This window comes from Collimonas sp. NPDC087041, from assembly GCF_044745265.1.
GTDB lineage: Bacteria > Pseudomonadota > Gammaproteobacteria > Burkholderiales > Burkholderiaceae_D > Collimonas.
Window position 1 is genome coordinate 30505 of record NZ_JBIUZX010000006.1, and the last position, 20060, is coordinate 50564.

Sequence of the window (20060 nt, forward strand, 5' to 3'; positions counted from 1 at the left end):
GTTTTTTTTGAATTTTTTTTAAAAAAGCTCAAATCAAGCCGTTTCCAGACCAAAAGCCTTGTGCAACGCACGCACGGCCAACTCCATGTACTTCTCATCGATCAGCACCGAAATCTTGATTTCGGAGGTCGAGATCATCTGGATATTGATGCCCTCTTCCGACAAGGTGCGGAACATTTGCGAAGCGATGCCGACATGGCTACGCATGCCGACGCCGACCACGGAAACCTTCGAGACCTTGGCGTCACCGGTGATGCTGGCCGCGCCAATATGCGCCTTGACCTTTTCGTTCAGCACATCCATTGCCTTGGTGTATTCACCACGCGGCACGGTGAAGGTAAAGTCTGTTTTGCCATCGACCGACTGGTTCTGGATGATCATGTCGACTTCGATATTGGCGTCGGCAACTGCGCCGAGAATCTGGTACGCGATGCCTGGGCGATCCGGCACGCCGAGTACGGTGATCTTGGTCTCGTCGCGATTGAATGCGATGCCGGTAATGGTGGCTTGTTCCATCTTGGTGTCTTCCTCAAACGAAATCAGGGTGCCGGAAACGGTTTCTTCTTCCAGCGGTATCAAAGGGTCAGTCAGCGAGGACAGCACGCGCGTCGGCATCTTGTAGTTGCCGGCAAATTCGACGGAGCGAATCTGCAGCACTTTCGAGCCCAGCGATGCCATCTCCAGCATTTCTTCAAAGGTCACGGTCTTCAAGCGGCGCGCATCCGACACCACGCGCGGATCAGTCGTGTAGACGCCGTCGACGTCGGTATAGATCAGGCATTCCGAAGCCTGCAGCGCAGCAGCAACCGCTACCGCCGACGTATCCGAACCGCCGCGACCCAGAGTGGTAATATTGCCGAGGTCATCGACGCCCTGGAAGCCGGTAATGATGACTACTTTACCCGCATCCAGATCTTGCCGTACCTTGACGTCGTCAATCGAGCGAATCCGCGCCTTGGTGTGGGCCGAATCGGTCTTGATGGGAACTTGCCAGCCTGCATAGGAAACAGCCTGCTTGCCGATCGCTTGCAATGCCATTGCCAGCAGCGCAACCGAAGCCTGCTCGCCGGTGGAGGCCAGCATGTCAAGTTCGCGCGGATCGGGCTGGGCGCTAATTTCCTTTGCCAGGCCCAGGAGGCGGTTGGTTTCACCGGACATCGCGGAGGGCACCACGATGATTTGGTGGCCGGCGTCATGCCATTTGGCGACGCGCTTGGCGACATTCTTGATGCGCTCGGTCGAGCCCATCGAGGTACCGCCGTATTTGTGAACGAATAAAGCCATAGGGAGTGAGAAGTGGACGCAGTGCAGGGAAAAGAAAAATCAACCCTTAAATGTACCCGCAACAGGCCTTTATGACAAGTAGCTTACCAAGTCAATTGTCCACATTACCAGTATTGGCAATTAACGCCGAGCATCTTTCCTCATTGGCAACGGATCGGCTTGCCATCTCAAGGCGATATGCGGGCCTGCTCCGGTGGCCAGGCAATGGCAATCGAAACCGATGCCGGCGGCAAACAGGATCTGCTTGCCGTTACTCACCAACGGCAGGCATTCGCGCTCCCAGGCGGGAATATCGCATGCCTGATAGTGATACTTGATGCTTTTTGTCGGGCGGTTGAACGCCAGCTTGAGGCGCTCGCCTCCCGAGCGATATTGGATTTGCAACGGTTGTTCGCGCAGCCAGGCAGCATCGACGCCCTGCTCCGACGGCTCGAAATGCATGACGCCGCCGAATTCGGCAAAGCGCATTTCAGTTTCACCATTCCAGCGGAAAGCCCGTGGCTCAACCTCGGAACGATCGGTGTCGTCGCGCGGCGTCAGGAACACGCGGTTCCTGTGGCGGCGGATGTGGCAATCAGGATGCGTCACGCACAATTGCGCATCGGCCTTCGCCTCCAGCAATTGCTGGCGCATTTCGCTCAGCCATGCGCTGGAAGGCATGCGCAAGCCATGCAGGCCGAACCAGTAGCGCAACAGGTTATCGATGCGCTCGGGATTCAGTTGGCGCAGACGCTCCAGATCGATGCATTCGCCATCGGCGCAAGCAGCCATGTCTTGCTCTGCCAGCTCGACCACCAATTTTTGCGTCGACTGCATATGGCCGGCGCTGCGTGTGAAACGCTCCTGGAAACCGGGAAAATATTGCGCCAACACCGGCATTACCTGTTGCCGCAAGGCGTTGCGGGCATAGCGCGGATCGTGATTCGATTCGTCCTCGACATAGGCGAGCTGTTCCGCAGCGGCATAGCTTTCCAGCGCCGCGCGCGACACTTTCAGCAATGGCCGCGCCATCAGCAGATCGGCCTGTCCGAGCAGGTCCGGCGCCGCGTTCCAGCTATCCATGCCGGACAAGCCTGCCGCACCGGAGCCACGCAATAATTGCAGCAATACCGTCTCGGCCTGGTCGTCCAGATGGTGCGCAGTGAGCAGCAACGGCACTTGATGCTCGGCGCACATTGCGCCGAGCGCCGCATAGCGGCCGATACGAGCGGCTTCTTCCACGCCGCTCTTGTCGCTGTCGCGCAATGCCACGCGACGGCTATCGAAAGTGACGCCCAGCGCGGCACATTGCTCGGTGCAATGCGCCAGCCAGTGGTCCGCATTGGCACTGATGCCGTGATGTACGTGAAAGGCGAACAATGTGATGCCGTGCGCGGCGGCGTAGCGCGCCGCCACATGCAGCAGGACGGTGGAATCCAGCCCGCCGCTGTAGGCGATCGCCAAGTGGGACAAAGGCGACAAACGCGACAGAGCTGGACCAGCTTGCGCTGCAATGCTTGCCAGCGTGCTTTCGAAGTGCTCGGAGATACTTCTTGTTGCTTGAATATTTTTTGACACGCTTATTGACACATTTACTCTGATGCCAGCACTTCCTTGAATTTGCCGTAGCTCATCAATTTTTCATGGCGTGCAGCCAACAAATCCTTGGTCTTGACGCCTTGGAACTGGCGCAGTGTGTCGGCCAATGCGCGCTTCAGCAAGGAAGCCATCTGTTTCGGATCGCGATGGGCGCCGCCCAACGGCTCGCTGACGATCTTGTCGATCAGGCCAATCGCTTTCAAGCGATGCGCGGTCAGGCCCAATGCATCGGCAGCATCGGAAGCGCGCTCGGCGGTCTTCCACAAAATCGACGCACAACCTTCCGGTGAGATCACCGAATAAGTCGCGTATTGCAGCATCAGCACCGCATCGCCGACCGCAATCGCCAGCGCGCCGCCGGAGCCGCCTTCGCCGATGATGGTAGCGATCAGCGGCACTTTCAGTTCAGCCATCGCGTACAGGTTGTGGCCGATCGCTTCCGACTGGCCGCGCTCTTCAGCGTCGATGCCAGGGAATGCGCCCGGGGTGTCGACAAAGGTGAAGATCGGCAAGCCGAATTTTTCTGCGACCTTCATCAGGCGCAACGCCTTGCGATAGCCTTCCGGTTTCGGCATGCCGAAGTTGCGCAGCGCGCGCTCCTTGGTATCGCGTCCCTTTTGATGGCCGATCACCATGCAAGCCTGGCCGTTGAAACGCGCCAGACCGCCGACGATTGACTGGTCATCGGCATAGGTGCGGTCGCCGTGCAGCTCATGGAAGTCGGTGAATATTTCATTCACATAGTCCATGGTGTATGGACGTTGCGGATGACGGGAAATCTGGGAAACCTGCCAAGGCGTCAGTTTTGCGTAGATGTCCTTGGTCAGTTGCTGGCTCTTTTTCGAGAGGCGGTCGATTTCTTCCGAAATGTCGACAGCTGAATCGTCCTGGACGAAACGCAGCTCTTCGATTTTGGCATCCAGTTCGGCAATCGATTGTTCGAATCCGAGAAATGTTGTTTTGCTCATGTTATTCCTTTGATTACACCGCCGTTACCGGCCAGCTAATGCATTGCGGGGCAGAGTTTAACAGTTCTCGCAACGCGACAAACCACTCGATCCCGAATTCACCAGTCATGATTCAATATTAATATTCTATAGGTTCAGGGTCCAGGCTGCGCCACAGGTACCAGGTTGCCACCGTGCGCCACGGCTCCCAGTTGGCCGAGACTTCGCGGGCATCGCTGCGCGAAACCGGCTCGCCGGAAAAATAATTGACGCTAATGCCTTTGAGCAACCCGAGGTCATCCAGGGGCAAAATATTGGGCCGGAGCAAATTAAATATCAAAAACATCTCCGCTGTCCAGCGTCCGATGCCGCGAATCTGGGTCAGATCCGCAATAACTTCCTCATCTTCCATCTCGATCCATTGATCGGCATGGACCCGTTTTGTCTTGAAATGGTCAGCCAAATCCAGGATATATTCCGCTTTACGCTTGGACAAGCCGCACGCCGCCAATTCTTCCGGACCCGCTTTCAGCACTTGCGCAGGGGTCGATTTTGGACAGATTAACAGAAATTTTTGCCAGACAGATTCGGCCGCCTTGACCGAAATCTGCTGGCCGACGACAGAGCGCGCCAGCGTCGTAAACGCCTCGCCGCGACCGATCAGGTGCAGATCGCCAAACTGGGGAATCAACTTGCGCATGATACGGTCACGCTTCATCAACTCTACCTTGGCATCCTCCCAATACGCAGGCACAAAAACCTTGGAGTCGACAGCTATCGTTTTTAGCATACGGTTATGCCCTTCGCCATTCGGTTTGACCACCAGGCCGGTCTTCAAGCAGTATTCCAGCAGCTAACAATTCGTTGCGAATCCGGTCGGCGGCGGCGAAATCGCGAGCTGCTTTTGCCGCGTGACGCGCTTGGATTTTGAGCAGGATATCTTGCTCCGACAACGCTGCTTCCGCAATGCCATTTACAACAATATCAGCACCGGCCATCGCCCGGCCCTTGAGAAAATCTTCGGGAACGCGCTGCAGCAATCCGAGCGCTCCAGCCAAGCCTTTGAGCTGGCGCGCCATCGCCGGCGACTTGCCCTTATTGATCTCATTGGCCAAATCGAACAACGCTGATATCGCCATCGGCGTATTGAAATCGTCGTTCATCGCTTCGGCAACGCGCAGTGCATGGGCCTCCTGCCAATCCAATGGCAAGTCGTCGGCCACCACTTCCTTCAACGCTGTGTACAAACGCGTCAGAGCATGTTTGGCGTCGTCCAGGTTGGTGTCGGCGTAATTCAACGGGCTGCGGTAATGCGCGCGCAGGATGAAAAAGCGTACCACTTCGGGATCGTACTTTTTCAGGACGTCGCGGATCGTGAAGAAATTGCCGAGCGACTTCGACATCTTTTCATTGTCGATACGGACGAAACCATTGTGCATCCAGTAGTTGACGAACTGATGGCCATGCGCACCTTCAGACTGCGCGATTTCGTTTTCATGATGCGGAAACTGCAGGTCCTGGCCACCGCCATGGATATCGAATTGTTCGCCCAGCAGATCGCCGGCCATGGCCGAGCATTCGATGTGCCAGCCTGGACGCCCATGACCCCATTGCGACGCCCACTTGACTTCTTCCGGCTCGCTTTGCTTGGCGGCTTTCCACAACACGAAATCGAGCGGATCGCGCTTGCCGACATTGACATCGACGCGTTCACCGGCCCGCAAGTCGTCGAGCGATTTGCCGGACAGCTTGCCGTAACCGGCAAAATCACGCACCGAATAATTGACGTCGCCATCGCTGCCCTGGTAAGCCAGGCCGTTGTCTTCGAGCTTCTTGATCAGGGCCAGCATCTGCGGCACAAACGCGGTGGCGCGCGGCTCATGGTCTGGCTTTTGCACGCCGAGCGCGGCCGCATCTTCATCCATGGCCTGGATGAAGCGTCCGGTCAGTTGCGAAATCGTCTCGCCGTTTTCCACCGCCCGCTTGATGATCTTGTCGTCGATGTCGGTAATATTACGGACATAGGTGACGTCGAAGCCAGACTGGCGCAGCCAACGCTGCACCATGTCGAACACCACCATCACGCGGCCGTGACCAAGATGGCAATAGTCATACACGGTCATGCCGCATACATACATGCGGACCTTGCCCGGTTCAATCGGAGAAAACGGCTGCTTCTCACGCGCCAGCGTGTTATATATTTTCAGGTCGCTCATGGGAAGTTACCGGTTAAGGCACAGAAGTATTGCACGCTGTTCTACACATTCACGCACTCGTATTACTTTCGGTTGCGCAATGTTGGTGCAACAAGATCGCCAAAACTCTTTTGTCGTGCTTAGTTTGATAAAATGTTGCTTTTCGCCGCAGTATATCATTGCTCAAATGCGAAATCGCATCACTTACCTGAAGGAATTTTATGCCAGCATCTCTTCGTTTGTCGCGCCGCAAGTTCACATGTGCCTTTGTTTCGATGTTCGCCGCAGCAACCCTGGCCGGCAGCCCGGCCTTGGCCAGCGCAGCCGACCTGCCGCATGTTCTGTTGAAAACCAACATGGGCGACATCGTCCTCGAACTGAATCCGGAAAAAGCCCCGAAGACCGTCAAGAATTTCCTCAGCTACGTCAACAGCGGGCATTATAACGGTACGATTTTCCATCGCGTGATCGATGGCTTCATGATCCAGGGCGGCGGCATGACCAAGGATATGGTCGAGAAACCGGCGCCGAACAAGGTTGAGAACGAAGCCAAGAACGGCTTGAAGAACATCGCTTACAGCGTCGCCATGGCACGCACTGCGGACCCGCAATCGGCCGGCGCGCAATTCTTCATCAATGTCAACAACAATGAATTCCTCAACTATCCCGGCCGCGACGGCTGGGGTTATGCCGTATTCGGCAGGGTAATCAAGGGCGTTGATGTGGTCGACAAGATCAAGAAGGTCAAGACCGCGTACCAGGACGTGCCGACTACGCCAGTCATCATCGAATCGGCCACAGTCACCAAATAAATATAATTTTTAGCAATCATTCATTTTAACCACCAGATAGGAAATACCATGGCTGTCATCCTCACCACAAACCACGGCAACATCAAAATCGAACTGGACGCTGAAAAAGCGCCGAAGACCGTAGAAAATTTCCTGGCCTACGTTAACGCCGGTCACTACAGCGGCACGATTTTTCACCGTGTCATCCCTGGTTTCATGGTCCAAGGCGGCGGTTTCGAGCCAGGCATGAAGCAAAAGCCAACCAACGATCCGGTCGAAAATGAAGCCAAGAACGGCCTCAAGAATGAACCGTACACATTGGCCATGGCCCGCACCTCGGCGCCGCATTCGGCATCTGCCCAATTCTTCATCAACGTCAAGAACAACAGCTTCCTCGACTATCCAGGCCAGGACGGCTGGGGCTATTGCGTATTCGGCAAAGTGGTCGAAGGCCAAGACATCGTCGACAAGATCGAAGGCGTCAAAACGACTCGCACCGGCATGTTTGCCGATGTGCCGGTGGATGACGTCGTGATCGAAAAAGCGGAAGTCGTCGCTTAATCCCTCACTCTCTATCGCTTATCGCCATCCAATGACAGCCACAGTCCCGAACACGCCGGTGCAACCGCCCGCGGTTGCACTCTTCATCTCCGACCTGCACTTGCAGGCGGCGCATCCACGCACTACGCAAGCCTTCCTGGATTTCCTGCAGGGGCAAGCCAAGCATGCGCAGCAACTCTATTTGCTGGGTGACCTGTTCGAGTACTGGGCTGGCGACGACGATCTGGAGACGCCATACAATCGCGAGATTGCCGAAGCGATCCGGCAGGTCAGCGATGCCGGCGTCCAGGTATTCTGGATTGCCGGTAATCGCGATTTCCTGGTTGGCGATACGTTTGCCCGGGCGGCAGGCCTGACCTTGCTGCCCGATCCATCCGTTATCCATGTCGCAGGACGAAGCCTGGCGATTGCCCATGGCGACGCCCAATGTACCGATGACCTGGCCTACATGCAGTTCCGCGAGCAAGTGCGGCAGCCGCAATGGCAGCAGCAGTTCCTGGCCTTGCCGCTGGCGCAGCGCAAAGCGATCATCGCCGGCGTGCGCAAGGAAAGTCAGGAAGAACAGCGTCACAAATCGATGGAAATCATGGATGTCAATGCAGCCGCCATCGATACACTGTTCGACACCACTGCCACCAGTACCCTGATCCACGGCCATACGCATCGGCCGGCTTGCCACAAGAGCGGCGCAGGCGACAATGCCAGGACCCGTTATGTATTGCCGGACTGGGAATACGATGTCAAGGCGCAGCGCGGCGGCTGGATTGCCATTGATGCAGACGGCGTGATCCGCCGGTTTGGATTTGACGGCCAGGAATTGGCTGAATGAAATGCACGCAGGGTGGGCACCCTGCTCCACAATTAGTCAAACTGTCGCTTGAACTCTGCAAACTGCAGCTGCAAATCGTCCATCTGCAAGCGCAAGCCAGCAACTTCCTCTTCCAGCTGAGCAATCCGATCCTGGCTGCCAGCCCTCACCACAGCAGCACTTCCCGACATCGCATCGGCGATCGCCTGCTGCTCCAACACTTCCTCGCCAGCCAGTAAATGCGCATAGCGCGGTTCCTTGGTGCCGGGCGATTTCGCCAGGCGCGCCACCAACGGCGGATATTTATCGATCAGGAATTGCAGCGCTGTTTCCACTTCGACTACCGAAGCAAATTCATGCAGCCGACCGCAGCGGCTGCGCAGTTCGCCGGCAGTCTGGATACCGCGCAGCATCAGCGTGGTCAGTACCGCCAGCTTGTCCTGCTCCAACAGCCATTTGACGCGCATGCGGTGCTCATACTTGGGCACGCGGGCGCCAGCCTGGTTAACTTCAGCCACAAGCTTGCGCTGTATCAGACGTTGCAGGATATCGAGCACAGTCGGCTCGGCAATCGACATCACCGGATCGCGGCTCGACAACTGGTTGCAGCCGTTGACCAGCGTATTCAGCGACAGTGGATAATTATCCGGCGTCAACGCTTCCTTTTCAGCCAGCACCGCAAGCACGCGGATTTCAAATGGATCGAGAAACTCGTCGGCGTCAGTGCTTTCACCGGCCGCGACACTGCTCAGATCTTGACTCATTGATTCCTCTCCTGGCACACGATCCTACTCAACCAATTTATTCAGCTGATCCGGATCAAATTTCTCCAATTCAGGCAAACTCTCGCAAGCGATGCCGGATTTTTTCAGCAACGCGATGATGCGATCAATCTGATGCTCCTGCGCTGCCGCATTATCGATCAAGCCATGCAAAGCCTTGGATAGCGGATCGTCGCCGTTAGGTGTAACGCCATAAGCGGCAAACATACGTGCCGCAGCATCATCCTTGCTGCCGCTGCTATCCTTCAGGACGATACGCGCCGGATTGCCGACCGCGGTCGCACCCGGCGGCACTTCCTTGACCACCACGGCGTTGGAACCAACCTTGGCGCCTTCACCCACAGTAAAGCCACCCAGTACCTTGGCGCCAGCGCCGATGATGGCGCCGCGCGCCAGCGTCGGATGACGCTTGGCGCCCTTGTTCAGCGAAGTACCGCCCAATGTGACGCCTTGATAAATGGTGCAATCATCGCCGACTTCGGCTGTCTCGCCGATCACCACGCCAAAACCGTGGTCGATGAAGACGCGGCGGCCGATGGTGGCGCCCGGATGGATTTCAATTCCGGTCAATGTACGGGCGATATGCGAGATGAAGCGGCCTGGCCATTTGAAGCCATTGTGCCAGCAGTGATGCGCCCAGCGATGCAGGATGATTGCATGCAGCCCGGGATAGCAGGTGAGCACTTCCCATTGGGTGCGTGCGGCGGGATCGCGCGCCATGATGTTGGCAATGTCTTCACGAATGCGGCTGAACATAGGGGGTGTCGATTGAATGCGGAGGCGTAATGGTATTCCAAATTACGCCCGCCGTCTTTTGCTACGAAAGTCCGATAAACCGGCCGGGATTTGTCCGGAATTCAAGCTGCCGGCGCCGTAACGCATGGCTGGCCATCATTCCGGAAGGTACTGCGGAGAGGGATCAACAACCCTTGACCATGCGCTGGCGACGGGCTTCGTACAGGCAGACGCCGGAGGCAACCGAGACGTTCAGGCTTTCGACCGAGCCGAACATCGGCACGTTCACCAGCACGTCGCAGGTTTCGCGCGTCAGGCGGCGCATGCCCTCCCCCTCAGAACCCATGACAATCGCAGCCGGGGTCGAGAAATCGGCCTCATACAGACCTTTTTCGCCATCTTCGTCAGTGCCGATCAGCCAGATTTCGCGCTCTTTCAATTCACGCAGCGTGCGCGCCAGGTTGGTCACGGTGATGTACGGCACGGTTTCAGCCGCCCCGCTGGCAACCTTGGCTGCCGTGGCGTTAAGGCCCACGGCACGGTCTTTCGGAGCGATCACTGCATGCGCACCGGCGCCGTCAGCAACCCGCAGGCAGGCACCCAGATTGTGTGGATCGGTGATGCCGTCGAGGATCAACAATAGTGGCGGACCAACAATCGCGTCCAGCAATTCGTCCAGGTTACGCGCCAGCGACAATTCGCCGGCTTTGGCGACAACGCCTTGATGGCGACGCGTGCCGACGATATTCGACAAGCGCTGGTCGTCCACTGGAATAACACGTACACCCGCGGATTTCGCCGCGTGCAGCAAATCCTGCATGCGGCGATCGACGCGGCTGGCATCCACGTATATCTCTTCCACCGACGACGCTTCATGACGCAAACGCGCGGTGACGGCGTGAAAACCGAAAATCATTTTACTTTTCATATTCTTCTATCTACCTGATTCTATCTTCTGACTATCTACTATCTTTTACGCTTGCTCGACTTCGTGAATCCTTTTGGAGCACGCGATTTTTCTGCGATGGCCGGCGCCTTGGCCGTCTTGCTGGCCTTGGCTTTCTTGGCTTGGGTTAGCTTGCCGCCGGCACCTGCGGTGCTGGTGGTTTTGGCTGCAGTGGTCACGCCGGCCGGCTTCTTCGGCGCGGCCGTTTTTGCCCCAGCCTTAGGCTTGGCGCCACGTCCTTTTTCGCTTTCGGCGCGACGCGCTTCGTTCTTGAGCACAGTCTTGATGCCAGGCTCATTGACCAGCCGCAGATCAATCTTGCGCGCATCGAGGTCGACCCGGCTGACCTGTACCGTGACCCGGTCGGTCAGCTGGTAACGGATGCCGGTTCGTTCGCCGCGCAATTCGTGGCGTGCTTCATCGTACTGGAAGTAATCGGCGCCAAGCTCCGTCACGTGCACCAAACCTTCGATGTACAGGGCGTCGAGCTGGACAAAAATACCGAAGGTAGCAACACCGGAAATGACGCCGGTGAACTCTTCGCCCAGCTTGTCGCGGATGAAATAGCACTTGAGCCATGCTTCGACATCACGCGAAGCTTCATCGGCGCGCCGCTCATTGGCTGAACAATGCACCCCGAGCGCTTCCCAGATAGCCAGGCTGCCCTCGTTCTTTTTCTTGCCAGCGGCCTTGTCTTCGGCCTGCTTCTTGCGACCGGCCGGCGACAGCATGGTGTTCAGCGAGCTGGTATCGAGCCCCTTCGGATCGTAGCGCTTACCTTGCAAAATCGCCTTGATCGTGCGGTGTGTCAGCAGATCGGGATAGCGGCGGATCGGGCTGGTGAAGTGCGCATAGGATTCATACGACAGGCCGAAGTGACCGATGTTCTCCGGGCTGTAGACCGCTTGCTGCATCGAGCGCAGCAGCATGGTCTGCAACAGCAGCGCGTCGGGACGCGCCTTGATCTTCGGCATCAGCTCGGCGTAATCGGAGGCGGACGGTGTATCGCCGCCAGCCAGCGTCAGTCCGACCTGCTTCAGGAAAGTCCGCAAGACCGCCAGCTTTTCCTTGGTCGGATGGGCATGGATACGGAACAGACCAGGATGCTTGTGACGCTCCATCAGGTCGGCAGCACAAACGTTGGCTGCCAACATGCATTCTTCGATTACCTTGTGCGCATCATTGCGGGTGCGCGGCAGGATTTTTTCGATCTTGCCGGCAGCATTGCAGACGATGTAGGTTTCGGTGGTTTCGAAATCAATTGCACCGCGCGCCTGGCGTGCCTGCAGCAACGCATGGAACACCTCATACAGATGCAGCAGATGCGGCACCAGGCCAGGACGCTTGGCCGCTTCCGGTCCCTTGGTATTGCCCAGGATCGCGGCAACTTCGGTATACGTCAAGCGTGCAGCGGAGTGGATCACCGCTGGATAGAACTGATAAGCCTTGATCTCACCCTTGGCGCTGATCACTGCATCGCATACCAATGTCAGGCGATCGACATCGGGGTTCAGCGAGCACAAGCCGTTGGACAGCTTCTCCGGCAGCATCGGAATGACACGACGCGGGAAGTACACCGAAGTACTGCGCTCCAGCGCATCGACATCCAGCGCATCGTTGGGCTTGACGTAGTGGCTGACGTCGGCAATCGCGACAATCAGACGATAACCGTTGGCGCGGCCGATCTTGACCGGCTCGCAATATACGGCATCGTCGAAATCGCGGGCGTCTTCGCCGTCGATGGTAACCAGCGGCACATCGCGTAAATCGACGCGATCTGCCAGGTCGGCGGGACGCACTTCGCCCGGCAGCTTGGCAGCCATTTTCTTGGCAGCTTCGGAAAATTCGTGCGGCACGCCGTACTTACGCACTGCGATTTCGATTTCCATGCCTGGATCGTCGATATCGCCGAGGATCTCGACGATCTTGCCGACTGGCTGGCTGTAGCGTGAAGGTTGCTCGGTCAGCTCTACGCTGACCACCTGCCCGGTCTTGGCCTTGCCCGGCGAACCAGCCAGGATGATGTCTTGGCCAATGCGCTTGTCTTCAGGAGCAATCACCCAGACGCCGTTTTCATTGAGCAGACGTCCGATTACATGGGTGTTGGCGCGGGTCACGACTTCGACAATCGTCCCTTCCGGACGGCCGCGGCGGTCGGTGCCGACGATGCGCGCCTGGACGCGGTCGCCATGCAGCACTTTCTGCATTTCCTTTTCCGGCAGGAACACGTCGTCGCCGCCTTCGTCCGGGATCAGAAAGCCATAGCCGTCACGATGGCTGCTGACGCGGCCTTCGATAAAGTCGGGCGAATTGGTCAATTTGTAGATGCCGCCGCGATCCGGTTTGATCTGGCCATCACGCTCCATGGCGTTGAGGCGGCGCGTCAAACCATCCATTTCATCGGGTTTGACATTGAGTGCAGCAGCGAGAGCGGCGGCGTTTTGCGGTTCGGTAGAGGTCCGCAGAAGGCCGAGAATTTCCTCTCGGCTAGGGATTGTGTAGGAATATTGGCTCAAAAGGCTATTTTCAACAGATTGTTATTCAACAAGGCTCTTAGTGTAACGGAGGATTATGACTTTCTCCTAACCAAGCAACTTTATATATCACTTAAATATCTCTTCTTTATCCTCACCAACTAGTTGACATATTTTTGAAATAGCCTATAATCTCGCTCTCTCAAGCCCACGTGGCGGAATTGGTAGACGCGCATGGTTCAGGTCCATGTGCCGCAAGGTGTGGGGGTTCGAGTCCCTCCGTGGGCACCATATACCATAGACTAGACCCTTTTCGGGGTCTAGCTCTCCGCAAGTTTCACTGCACTTCCGGCGTCGCATTACATGCGGCGCGTTGGTGATTATAGTGAAAATCAGGATTTACTTCCCTTTGTTTTTCTATTCGTTTTGTAATGCGCGCATTGCCAACGCTGATTTGGCGCGTATTTTTTACGGGACGATTCGGGGCCAAGTCCTTGCTTCGCCATAACCATAACCGGCAACATTCACTCCCACTCCTCCATCAAGCATGTGCCGGACACTCCAACGAAACGAGTGACTCGCGCCCAGTAATTCATTCGTCATTATTCCGTCGTAATTACTCAGTCTCAATTATTGCTTGCTGCTCAACTTATAATGAGCGGCTAAAATGCGTCGACAGCGGCAGCATCAACCTCAATCGGCAAACACCACAAGGACATTCACAGTGAAACTGACCAATCAATTTGTCACCGCACTGCTATGGGGATTGTTGTACCTGGTCATGGGTTACATGTCGCACCAGTTGAATGGCCCGATTGCCGCGACCGGCTATATCTGGCTGCCGGCCGGCGTCACGGTAGCCGCCTTCATGCTCACTAAAACCTCGCGCTGGCTGCCGCCGATCATCGGCTTCGTTGTCGCGCAATTGATCCTGGGCTGGATCGAGGACCGCAATGTCTTGCGCATGGCATTATTTGCGCTGGATGAGATCGGCGTCGCCGCGATTGCCGTGGCGCTGGTGCGGATGACGCAATTGCCGATGGAAGGCCTGTATTTCGTGCGCGGCCTGCTGATCGCTGGCGTCACCTGTAGCGCCGTCAGCGCCGCAATTGGCGCAGCCTGGTTCCTGCTGGTCTTGAATGTGCCGTTCTGGCCGACCGCTGGTGTGTGGGCCGCCTCCGACCTGGTCGGCATCCTGATCGTGACACCGGTGCTGGCCGGCTGGTCGCGCTTTCACGCCATGCGCTCGGGAGGCATGGATCGTAGCGACTTCCTGCTCGGCCTGGCGGCCTTCATCGCTCTCGGCATAACCTCTTTCATGATTTTCGATGGCGACACCATCAGCAACCTGTCGATCGGCGTCAACTTTGCGCTGACTTACATTCCGTTGTTCTTCGCAGCGGTCGTCACGCTGCTGTGGGGCGGACGCGGCGGTTCGCTGGCGGTGGCGATGCTGGCCTTCTTCGCCCTGCTCAATACCGTGCAAGGCGATGGCCCGTTTGCCGCCATCGGCGCGCTTGCCAATAACTACTCACACCATTCGCTGCTGGAAGCCCAGTTGTACCTGGCAGTCGCGGCATTGCTGTGCCTGCTGATCAGCGCCCTGAAAACCACACGTGAGCAATTGCATGAAGACGCGTCGCAATGGAAGAGCGATGTCGAGCTGGCCCTGACCGTCAGCCGCCAGCTGGTCTACAGCATCGATCCGCATAGCAGCAAACTATGCTGGAACGGCGACCTGCGGGGATTGCTCGGCGTCAGCATCGACACCTTCAGTGATCTCGATCATGTGCTCAGCCACGTCCATCCGGACGATCGCGCCCAGTTGCGCAGCCGCTGGCTCGACGACACGAACGACGACGCCCGCCCCGATCTGCAATTCCGGCTATTGCTGCCGGCCGGCCAGGAAAGCCAGGTGACCGACATGAGTGCGGTATTGCTCGATTCCGACGAAAGCGTCGCCATGGTAGCCGGCGCCTGGCGACTCAACATCAAGGAGGTCGCTCAGCCACGGGGCCAACAATGACCAATCGTACCGGGGCGCTGCTGATCCACGGCTTGGGCGGCACGCAATTCGATCTCGGCCCGTTGCACAAGGTGCTGCAGCGGGCCGGCGTGGAGACGCACGCGGTCACGCTGCCCGGCCACGGCACCCAGCCTGAAGACCTGGTGTCGGTGCGCGCCGAGGACTGGCTCGATGCGGTCGTTGCCAGCTATCGTGAACTGGCGCCGCAGTACGACACCTTTCATGTGCTGGGCATGTGCATGGGATCGCTGCTGGCGCTGGCCCTGTGCGAACGGGTGCAGCACAACAAAGGCAAGCTGGTGACGCTGGCGCCACCAATCTTCATTGATGGCTGGTCGACACCGTGGTATCGCGGTTTGCGGCATCTGGTGTACTGGATTCCGGGGCTGCCGGCGCGCATGAAAGTAGAGGAAGATGAACCGTTCGGCATCAAGAATTCGACGGTACGCGCAATCGTCAAAGCCAAGTTCGCGCGCGGCGACAACTTCCATTACCGCTGGGTGCCGTTGGCTTGCGTGCGCCAGGTCGACCGGCTGCGCCGTCAGGTGCAGGCGAATGCCCACAAAATCATTTGTCCGACCTTGGTGGTGCACGCCCGCGAGGATGAATTGACCAGCCTGAAATCGGCAGAATTCCTGCGCGACACCTTGACCGATGTGCGCGTGGTGGTGCTGGAGAACAGCTACCACATGATTTGCGTCGACAACGACCGTGAAAAGGTCATCAACAGCGTATTGGAATTTTTCGGTTATCCGCCGGCGCCGGCGCGGCGGATGCGCGGCGCCTAGCGGGCTATAACAGCCCGCTAAGCGCCGCGCTTCGTCAGAACACCCGGCCCAACTGCAAGTACAGATTCCACACTCCGCGTGGCGCCAGTGCCGCGCCAAAGTAAACCGGCCCCAGGAAGCTGTTGCCGCCGACGAACATGCTGGCGCTCTTCTTGAGCGGACCAGTACCGAATGCGGTGCGGGTTTGCCACACGTCGCCGACTTCCAGGCTGGTTCCCAGCACAGTGCTACGCAATCCTGGCAAATCCAGATCCGGCATGTCGCGCAGATAGGTCAGCCGGCTGTACAGCAAGTAGTTGCCGGAGAACTGATCAGGCGCATACGCCGACAAATGCTGGAAACCTCCCAGCGAAAATCCCAGGCCGCCGTTTCCGCTGACGCCATTCTCTTCGTTGCCATAGGTGCCGGCCGCCTCCAGCGCGAAATTCAAGGTATTGCCGCCGCGACTGACTGCCCACAGCCCCTTGGCCTGGGCGTCGCTATAGCGGTTATCCGCACCGCCAAAACCGACGTTGCTGGTGGCGGAAAGATAATAGCCTTTGCGCGGAAACAGCGGATCATCGAGCTGATCGATGGTGAGCTTGGCGCTGTACACCGGCTGCTTGATCCGGAACGAATCGAAGAGCCCTTCCGAGCCGATCGGGATGTTGTAGGATGGCGAGGCGACCAGCCACTGATAATTGATACCGGTCCGGAACTCACCCAGGCGCCCGATCGGGATGCCGAGGTCAACCCCGATTTTGGTGGTATCAACCCGATACGCGGTAACAGGCACCGTGTCCGAGGTGGCATCGTCATCCGAGAAAATGTCCAGATGCCGGCGCCCGTATTCGGCATATGGCGCTACATACAGGCCGACAGTGTTCCATATCGGCTGCCGCAACTCGGTATGCAGGCTGGCCTGCTTGCTGCCCAACACGACATCATTGCGCCACTCCAGGCCGCTCTCCGTTATCCACGGCAGTCGATGACCGATCTGCAGGTTGAAGTCGCCGCGGCCATTGAAGCTGTTTGACACACCCAATCCGAACAGCAGAAAATGCGGCCCCCAGGATTTGGCATCCGCATCAATTTTCAAGACGTTGTTACCGTCCTCGGTTACCAGTTCCTGCGTGGCGCTTTTGAAGTCGCCATTGGTTGACAAGCGCGCCATGTCTTGATTGAGCGCCACAGGATTATAGAAATCCCCTTCTTTCACATCCAGCGAACGGCGCACCACTGCCGCCGGCACCGGTCCGCGGCTGTTGACTTCAATCTTATCGATGCGGGTCTCCTGCGCCAGTACCGGCCCGCCGGTGCGCCCGGCCAGATAGGATTTCCACTGTTCTGGCGGCAACGCCAGCGCTTCCAGCTTGGCGCGCTGGCGCTGCGCTGCTGCGTAACCGGCAGCAACGCCATCCTTGCCGCGCGAGAAATCGGCAAACGACAGATCGCCCAGATCCGGCTCGATCAGCACATCGCCTTTCTTCAACAAACCGATCTGCTGCTTGACGTTCTGCCGAATCAGGATGGTCACCATCTGCTGCGCCACCGCGGTCGGCGAATCGAGCGTCGACGGGTCTTGCAGGTCGGTGGCGATGTTGACGGCAATGATGATGTCGGCACCCATGTCGCGCGCCAACTGGACCGGCAAGTTACGCACCAGGCCGCCATCGACCAATGTGTGGCCATCCAGCTTGAGCGGCGCGAACAGGCCTGGCACCGCCATGCTGGCGCGGATCGCCCGCGGCAACGAACCTTGCTTGAGGATTACCTCATCACCGCTGCCGAGATCGGTTGCCACCGCACGGAACGGCGTCGGCAGCTTGTCGAAAGAAATATTCGCCGGCAACTGCGGCGTCCAGTTCTGTAGCAAGAACAGCAAATTATTTCCCTGCACCAGACCGGACGGTAGTTTCAATTTGCCGTCGCCGTAGCCAGCCGACAAACCAATCGGATACTGAAAATCGTCTTCGCGCTGCGACTGCGGCAATTCGGCGCGTTCATTGCGATCGAAAGCGATGTCGCTCAGATTGGTGCCGGTCAGTATGTGATCCAGTTCGTCAGCCGACAAACCGCTTGCGTAGAGCCCGCCGACCACCGCTCCCATACTGGTGGCAGCAACGTAATCGATCGGAATGTGCATTTGCTCGAGCGCCTTCAGCACGCCAAGATGGGCATATCCGCGGGCGCCGCCGCCGGACAGCACCAGGCCGATGCGTGGCCGGCCATGCGCCTCCACCGTTGCCGTTTTAGCATCTACCGCAGCCGCGTCGGCTGCCACCGCGCCGTTCACATGCAGCAGCCCCAGGGTCAGCGTCGCGCATGCCGCTGCACCAACAAGTCGGGAAATCACGTTATTTCGTTTAAAAAGAAGCATGGAGACCTGAAAAACACCGGCTGGCGATGGAATTAAGCAATAAAGGCATGATTATATTGGAATAACACTCACCCTTTAAGGCGGTGGACGGTGGTATCGCATGTCTTCACCCCCTATTGAAGCCAACAGACGCGCCCCAATATGGGCAGCCAGCGCAATTGGTTTCACAACCGGTTATCGCCCCCTATTCATTTCTTACAGGTATCCCCATGCCGTCGCGTTTCGCCATTTCGGTTGTCCTCTTCCTGCTGGGCGTGCTGCACGCTTATATCGGCTGGCGCCTGATCCCTGCATTGCCAAGCCTGCCGGCGCTGCAATGGCTGCTAGGCATCTGGCTGCTGCTTTCCTTGCCGTTGATTCCTGGCGGCCTGTTGTCGCGCTTCATCAAGCAGCAACCTTTGGCCGATCGGCTTGCTTGGGCCGGCATGCTGGCGATGGGCGTATTTTCGTCGCTGCTGATCGCCACGCTGGTACGCGAACTGTTCCTGCTGGCGGCGCCATGGCTGGGCCTGCACGGCGCCGAATGGTCGAGCTGGAGTGCGTTGGCGGTGCTGCTGGTGGCGGCACTGGCTACCATCGTTGGCTTCTTCAACGCGCGCCGCCTGGCGGCGGTGATCGACATCGACATCCCGATCAGCGGCTTGCCAGCCAGCCTGCACGGCTTCACGATTGCCCAGATCAGCGACATCCATGTCGGCCCGACCATCAAGCGCGGCTATCTCGATTCCATCGTCAACAAGGTCAACACGCTCAAGCCGGACCTGATCGCCATTACCGGCGACCTGGTCGACGGCAGCGTAGAGGAACTGGCGCCGCATACCGCGCCGCTGGCAAATCTGCGCTCACGCCACGGCTCCTATTTTGTGACCGGCAATCATGAGTATTATTCGAATGCGCCGGAATGGGTAGCTGAAGTGCGCAGGCTTGGAGTGACCGTGCTGATGAATGAGCATGTGGTCGTGAATCATCAAGGCGCCTCGCTGCTGGTAGCCGGCGTCACCGACTACAGCGCCCATCATTTCGACGAGGCGGAACGTAGCGATCCGCATGCTGCACTGGCCGGCGGACCGGCTGACGTTGCGGTCAAGCTGCTGCTGGCGCACCAGCCGCGCTCAGCCGCCGCAGCAGCCGATGCCGGCTTCGACCTGCAACTGTCCGGCCACACGCATGGCGGTCAGTTTTTCCCCTGGAATTTATTCGTGCCGCTGCAACAACCTTATACGGCAGGCTTGAACCGGCTGCGCAATTTGTGGGTGTACACCAGTCGCGGCACCGGTTATTGGGGGCCGCCGAAACGGCTGCTGGCGCCATCTGAAATTACGCGCCTGAGATTAGTCCCACTCTGATTTCCGAATCTACAACACTACCTTGCCGCGCATCTGCTTGTCCTTGCCGCGGCGGGTTTTGCTGTCTACACGCTTGAGTTGCGAACTGCGGCTGGGAGTGGTCGGCCTTCTTTTCTTCGGCACGATGGTGACGCTCAGCAGCAGCTCCTGCAAACGCCGCAGCGCTTCAGCCTTGTTCTTTTCCTGGCTGCGCGATTGCTGCGCCTTGAGAATGATGACGCCATCCTTGCTGATGCGCTGGTCGCTATCCCGCAGTGCCAGCAGTTTTTCCTGGTAAAAAGCCGGTAGCGACGAAGCCTCGATAGCAAAGCGCAAATGGATTGCCGACGATACCTTGTTGACGTTCTGACCGCCCGGGCCTTGCGCACGGACGGCAGTGATCTCGATCTCATCCAATGGGATCGCAAGCGTATCGGTAATGCGCAGCAGTTTATCGTCGT

General features: G+C 57.8%; 17 protein-coding genes and 1 tRNA gene. 7 read left to right on the top strand and 11 right to left on the bottom strand.

The features are described from left to right. Positions 1-33 precede the first annotated feature (33 nt). The 5 genes from ACIPF8_RS12560 to cysS all read right to left on the bottom strand — a co-directional run bounded on the left by ACIPF8_RS12560 (position 34) and on the right by cysS (position 6025). Positions 34-1284 (bottom strand): aspartate kinase, encoded by a 1251-nt coding sequence (locus ACIPF8_RS12560; protein ID WP_400421380.1) that lies wholly within the window; start codon positions 1282-1284, stop codon positions 34-36. A 120-nt stretch (positions 1285-1404) separates the two neighbouring features. After that, on the bottom strand, positions 1405-2841 hold the full coding sequence (gene tilS, locus ACIPF8_RS12565; RefSeq protein WP_400421382.1) for a tRNA lysidine(34) synthetase TilS: 1437 nt from the start codon (positions 2839-2841) through the stop codon (positions 1405-1407). A 14-nt stretch (positions 2842-2855) separates the two neighbouring features. Then, positions 2856-3830, bottom strand: coding sequence for an acetyl-CoA carboxylase carboxyltransferase subunit alpha (locus ACIPF8_RS12570; RefSeq protein WP_400421384.1), 975 nt, complete (start codon positions 3828-3830; stop codon positions 2856-2858). A 118-nt stretch (positions 3831-3948) separates the two neighbouring features. Beyond that, positions 3949-4599, bottom strand: coding sequence for a DNA-3-methyladenine glycosylase family protein (locus ACIPF8_RS12575; RefSeq protein WP_400421878.1), 651 nt, complete (start codon positions 4597-4599; stop codon positions 3949-3951). 4 nt (positions 4600-4603) lie between these two features. Then, entirely contained in the window at positions 4604-6025 is a 1422-nt protein-coding gene (gene cysS / locus ACIPF8_RS12580; protein WP_400421386.1) for a cysteine--tRNA ligase, read from the bottom strand. Between the two features lie 200 nt (positions 6026-6225). Here cysS and ACIPF8_RS12585 point away from each other — a divergent pair, with 200 nt between their 5' ends. Genes ACIPF8_RS12585 through ACIPF8_RS12595 form a run of 3 tightly spaced genes read left to right on the top strand, consistent with a single transcriptional unit; the run spans position 6226 to position 8185 of the window. After that, positions 6226-6816 (top strand): peptidylprolyl isomerase, encoded by a 591-nt coding sequence (locus ACIPF8_RS12585; protein ID WP_400421388.1) that lies wholly within the window; start codon positions 6226-6228, stop codon positions 6814-6816. Between the two features lie 48 nt (positions 6817-6864). Then, positions 6865-7356 carry a peptidylprolyl isomerase gene (locus tag ACIPF8_RS12590; protein WP_400421390.1) on the top strand — a complete coding sequence of 164 codons (492 nt, stop codon included), beginning with the start codon at positions 6865-6867 and terminating at the stop codon, positions 7354-7356. Positions 7357-7387: 31 nt separating this feature from the next. After that, a complete protein-coding gene (locus ACIPF8_RS12595; RefSeq protein ID WP_400421392.1) occupies positions 7388-8185 on the top strand; it encodes a UDP-2,3-diacylglucosamine diphosphatase in 798 nt (265 codons plus the stop codon). Between the two features lie 32 nt (positions 8186-8217). On the opposite strand, the gene ACIPF8_RS12600 is transcribed toward ACIPF8_RS12595, so the two are convergent. The 4 genes from ACIPF8_RS12600 to rnr all read right to left on the bottom strand — a co-directional run bounded on the left by ACIPF8_RS12600 (position 8218) and on the right by rnr (position 13143). Further along, a complete protein-coding gene (locus tag ACIPF8_RS12600; protein ID WP_400421394.1) occupies positions 8218-8928 on the bottom strand; it encodes a YceH family protein in 711 nt (236 codons plus the stop codon). A gap of 24 nt (positions 8929-8952) precedes the next feature. Beyond that, complete coding sequence (cysE, locus tag ACIPF8_RS12605; RefSeq protein ID WP_400421396.1) at positions 8953-9702, bottom strand: serine O-acetyltransferase; 750 nt, start codon at positions 9700-9702, stop codon at positions 8953-8955. A gap of 163 nt (positions 9703-9865) precedes the next feature. Next, positions 9866-10609 carry a 23S rRNA (guanosine(2251)-2'-O)-methyltransferase RlmB gene (gene rlmB / locus ACIPF8_RS12610; protein WP_400421398.1) on the bottom strand — a complete coding sequence of 248 codons (744 nt, stop codon included), beginning with the start codon at positions 10607-10609 and terminating at the stop codon, positions 9866-9868. Positions 10610-10647: 38 nt separating this feature from the next. Further along, positions 10648-13143 carry a ribonuclease R gene (gene rnr / locus ACIPF8_RS12615; protein WP_400421400.1) on the bottom strand — a complete coding sequence of 832 codons (2496 nt, stop codon included), beginning with the start codon at positions 13141-13143 and terminating at the stop codon, positions 10648-10650. A 164-nt stretch (positions 13144-13307) separates the two neighbouring features. Between rnr and ACIPF8_RS12620 the strand changes: the two genes are divergently transcribed. The 3 genes from ACIPF8_RS12620 (at position 13308) to ACIPF8_RS12630 (ending at position 15915) form a co-directional block, all read left to right on the top strand. Further along, positions 13308-13392, top strand: a tRNA-Leu gene (locus tag ACIPF8_RS12620). 433 nt (positions 13393-13825) lie between these two features. Then, positions 13826-15127, top strand: a complete 1302-nt coding sequence (locus ACIPF8_RS12625) for an MASE1 domain-containing protein (protein ID WP_400421402.1) — start codon at positions 13826-13828, stop codon at positions 15125-15127. Further along, entirely contained in the window at positions 15124-15915 is a 792-nt protein-coding gene (locus tag ACIPF8_RS12630; RefSeq protein ID WP_400421404.1) for an alpha/beta hydrolase, read from the top strand. Before ACIPF8_RS12625 ends, ACIPF8_RS12630 begins: the two co-directional genes overlap by 4 nt. Positions 15916-15949: 34 nt before the next feature. Here the strand turns inward: ACIPF8_RS12630 and ACIPF8_RS12635 are convergent, their stop codons facing one another. Further along, positions 15950-18274 carry a patatin-like phospholipase family protein gene (locus tag ACIPF8_RS12635; protein ID WP_400421406.1) on the bottom strand — a complete coding sequence of 775 codons (2325 nt, stop codon included), beginning with the start codon at positions 18272-18274 and terminating at the stop codon, positions 15950-15952. Positions 18275-18483: 209 nt separating this feature from the next. Between ACIPF8_RS12635 and ACIPF8_RS12640 the strand changes: the two genes are divergently transcribed. After that, entirely contained in the window at positions 18484-19620 is a 1137-nt protein-coding gene (locus ACIPF8_RS12640) for a metallophosphoesterase (RefSeq protein ID WP_400421408.1), read from the top strand. Between the two features lie 9 nt (positions 19621-19629). On the opposite strand, the gene arfB is transcribed toward ACIPF8_RS12640, so the two are convergent. Further along, entirely contained in the window at positions 19630-20049 is a 420-nt protein-coding gene (gene arfB / locus ACIPF8_RS12645; protein ID WP_400421880.1) for an alternative ribosome rescue aminoacyl-tRNA hydrolase ArfB, read from the bottom strand. Between the last annotated feature and the right edge of the window lie 11 nt (positions 20050-20060).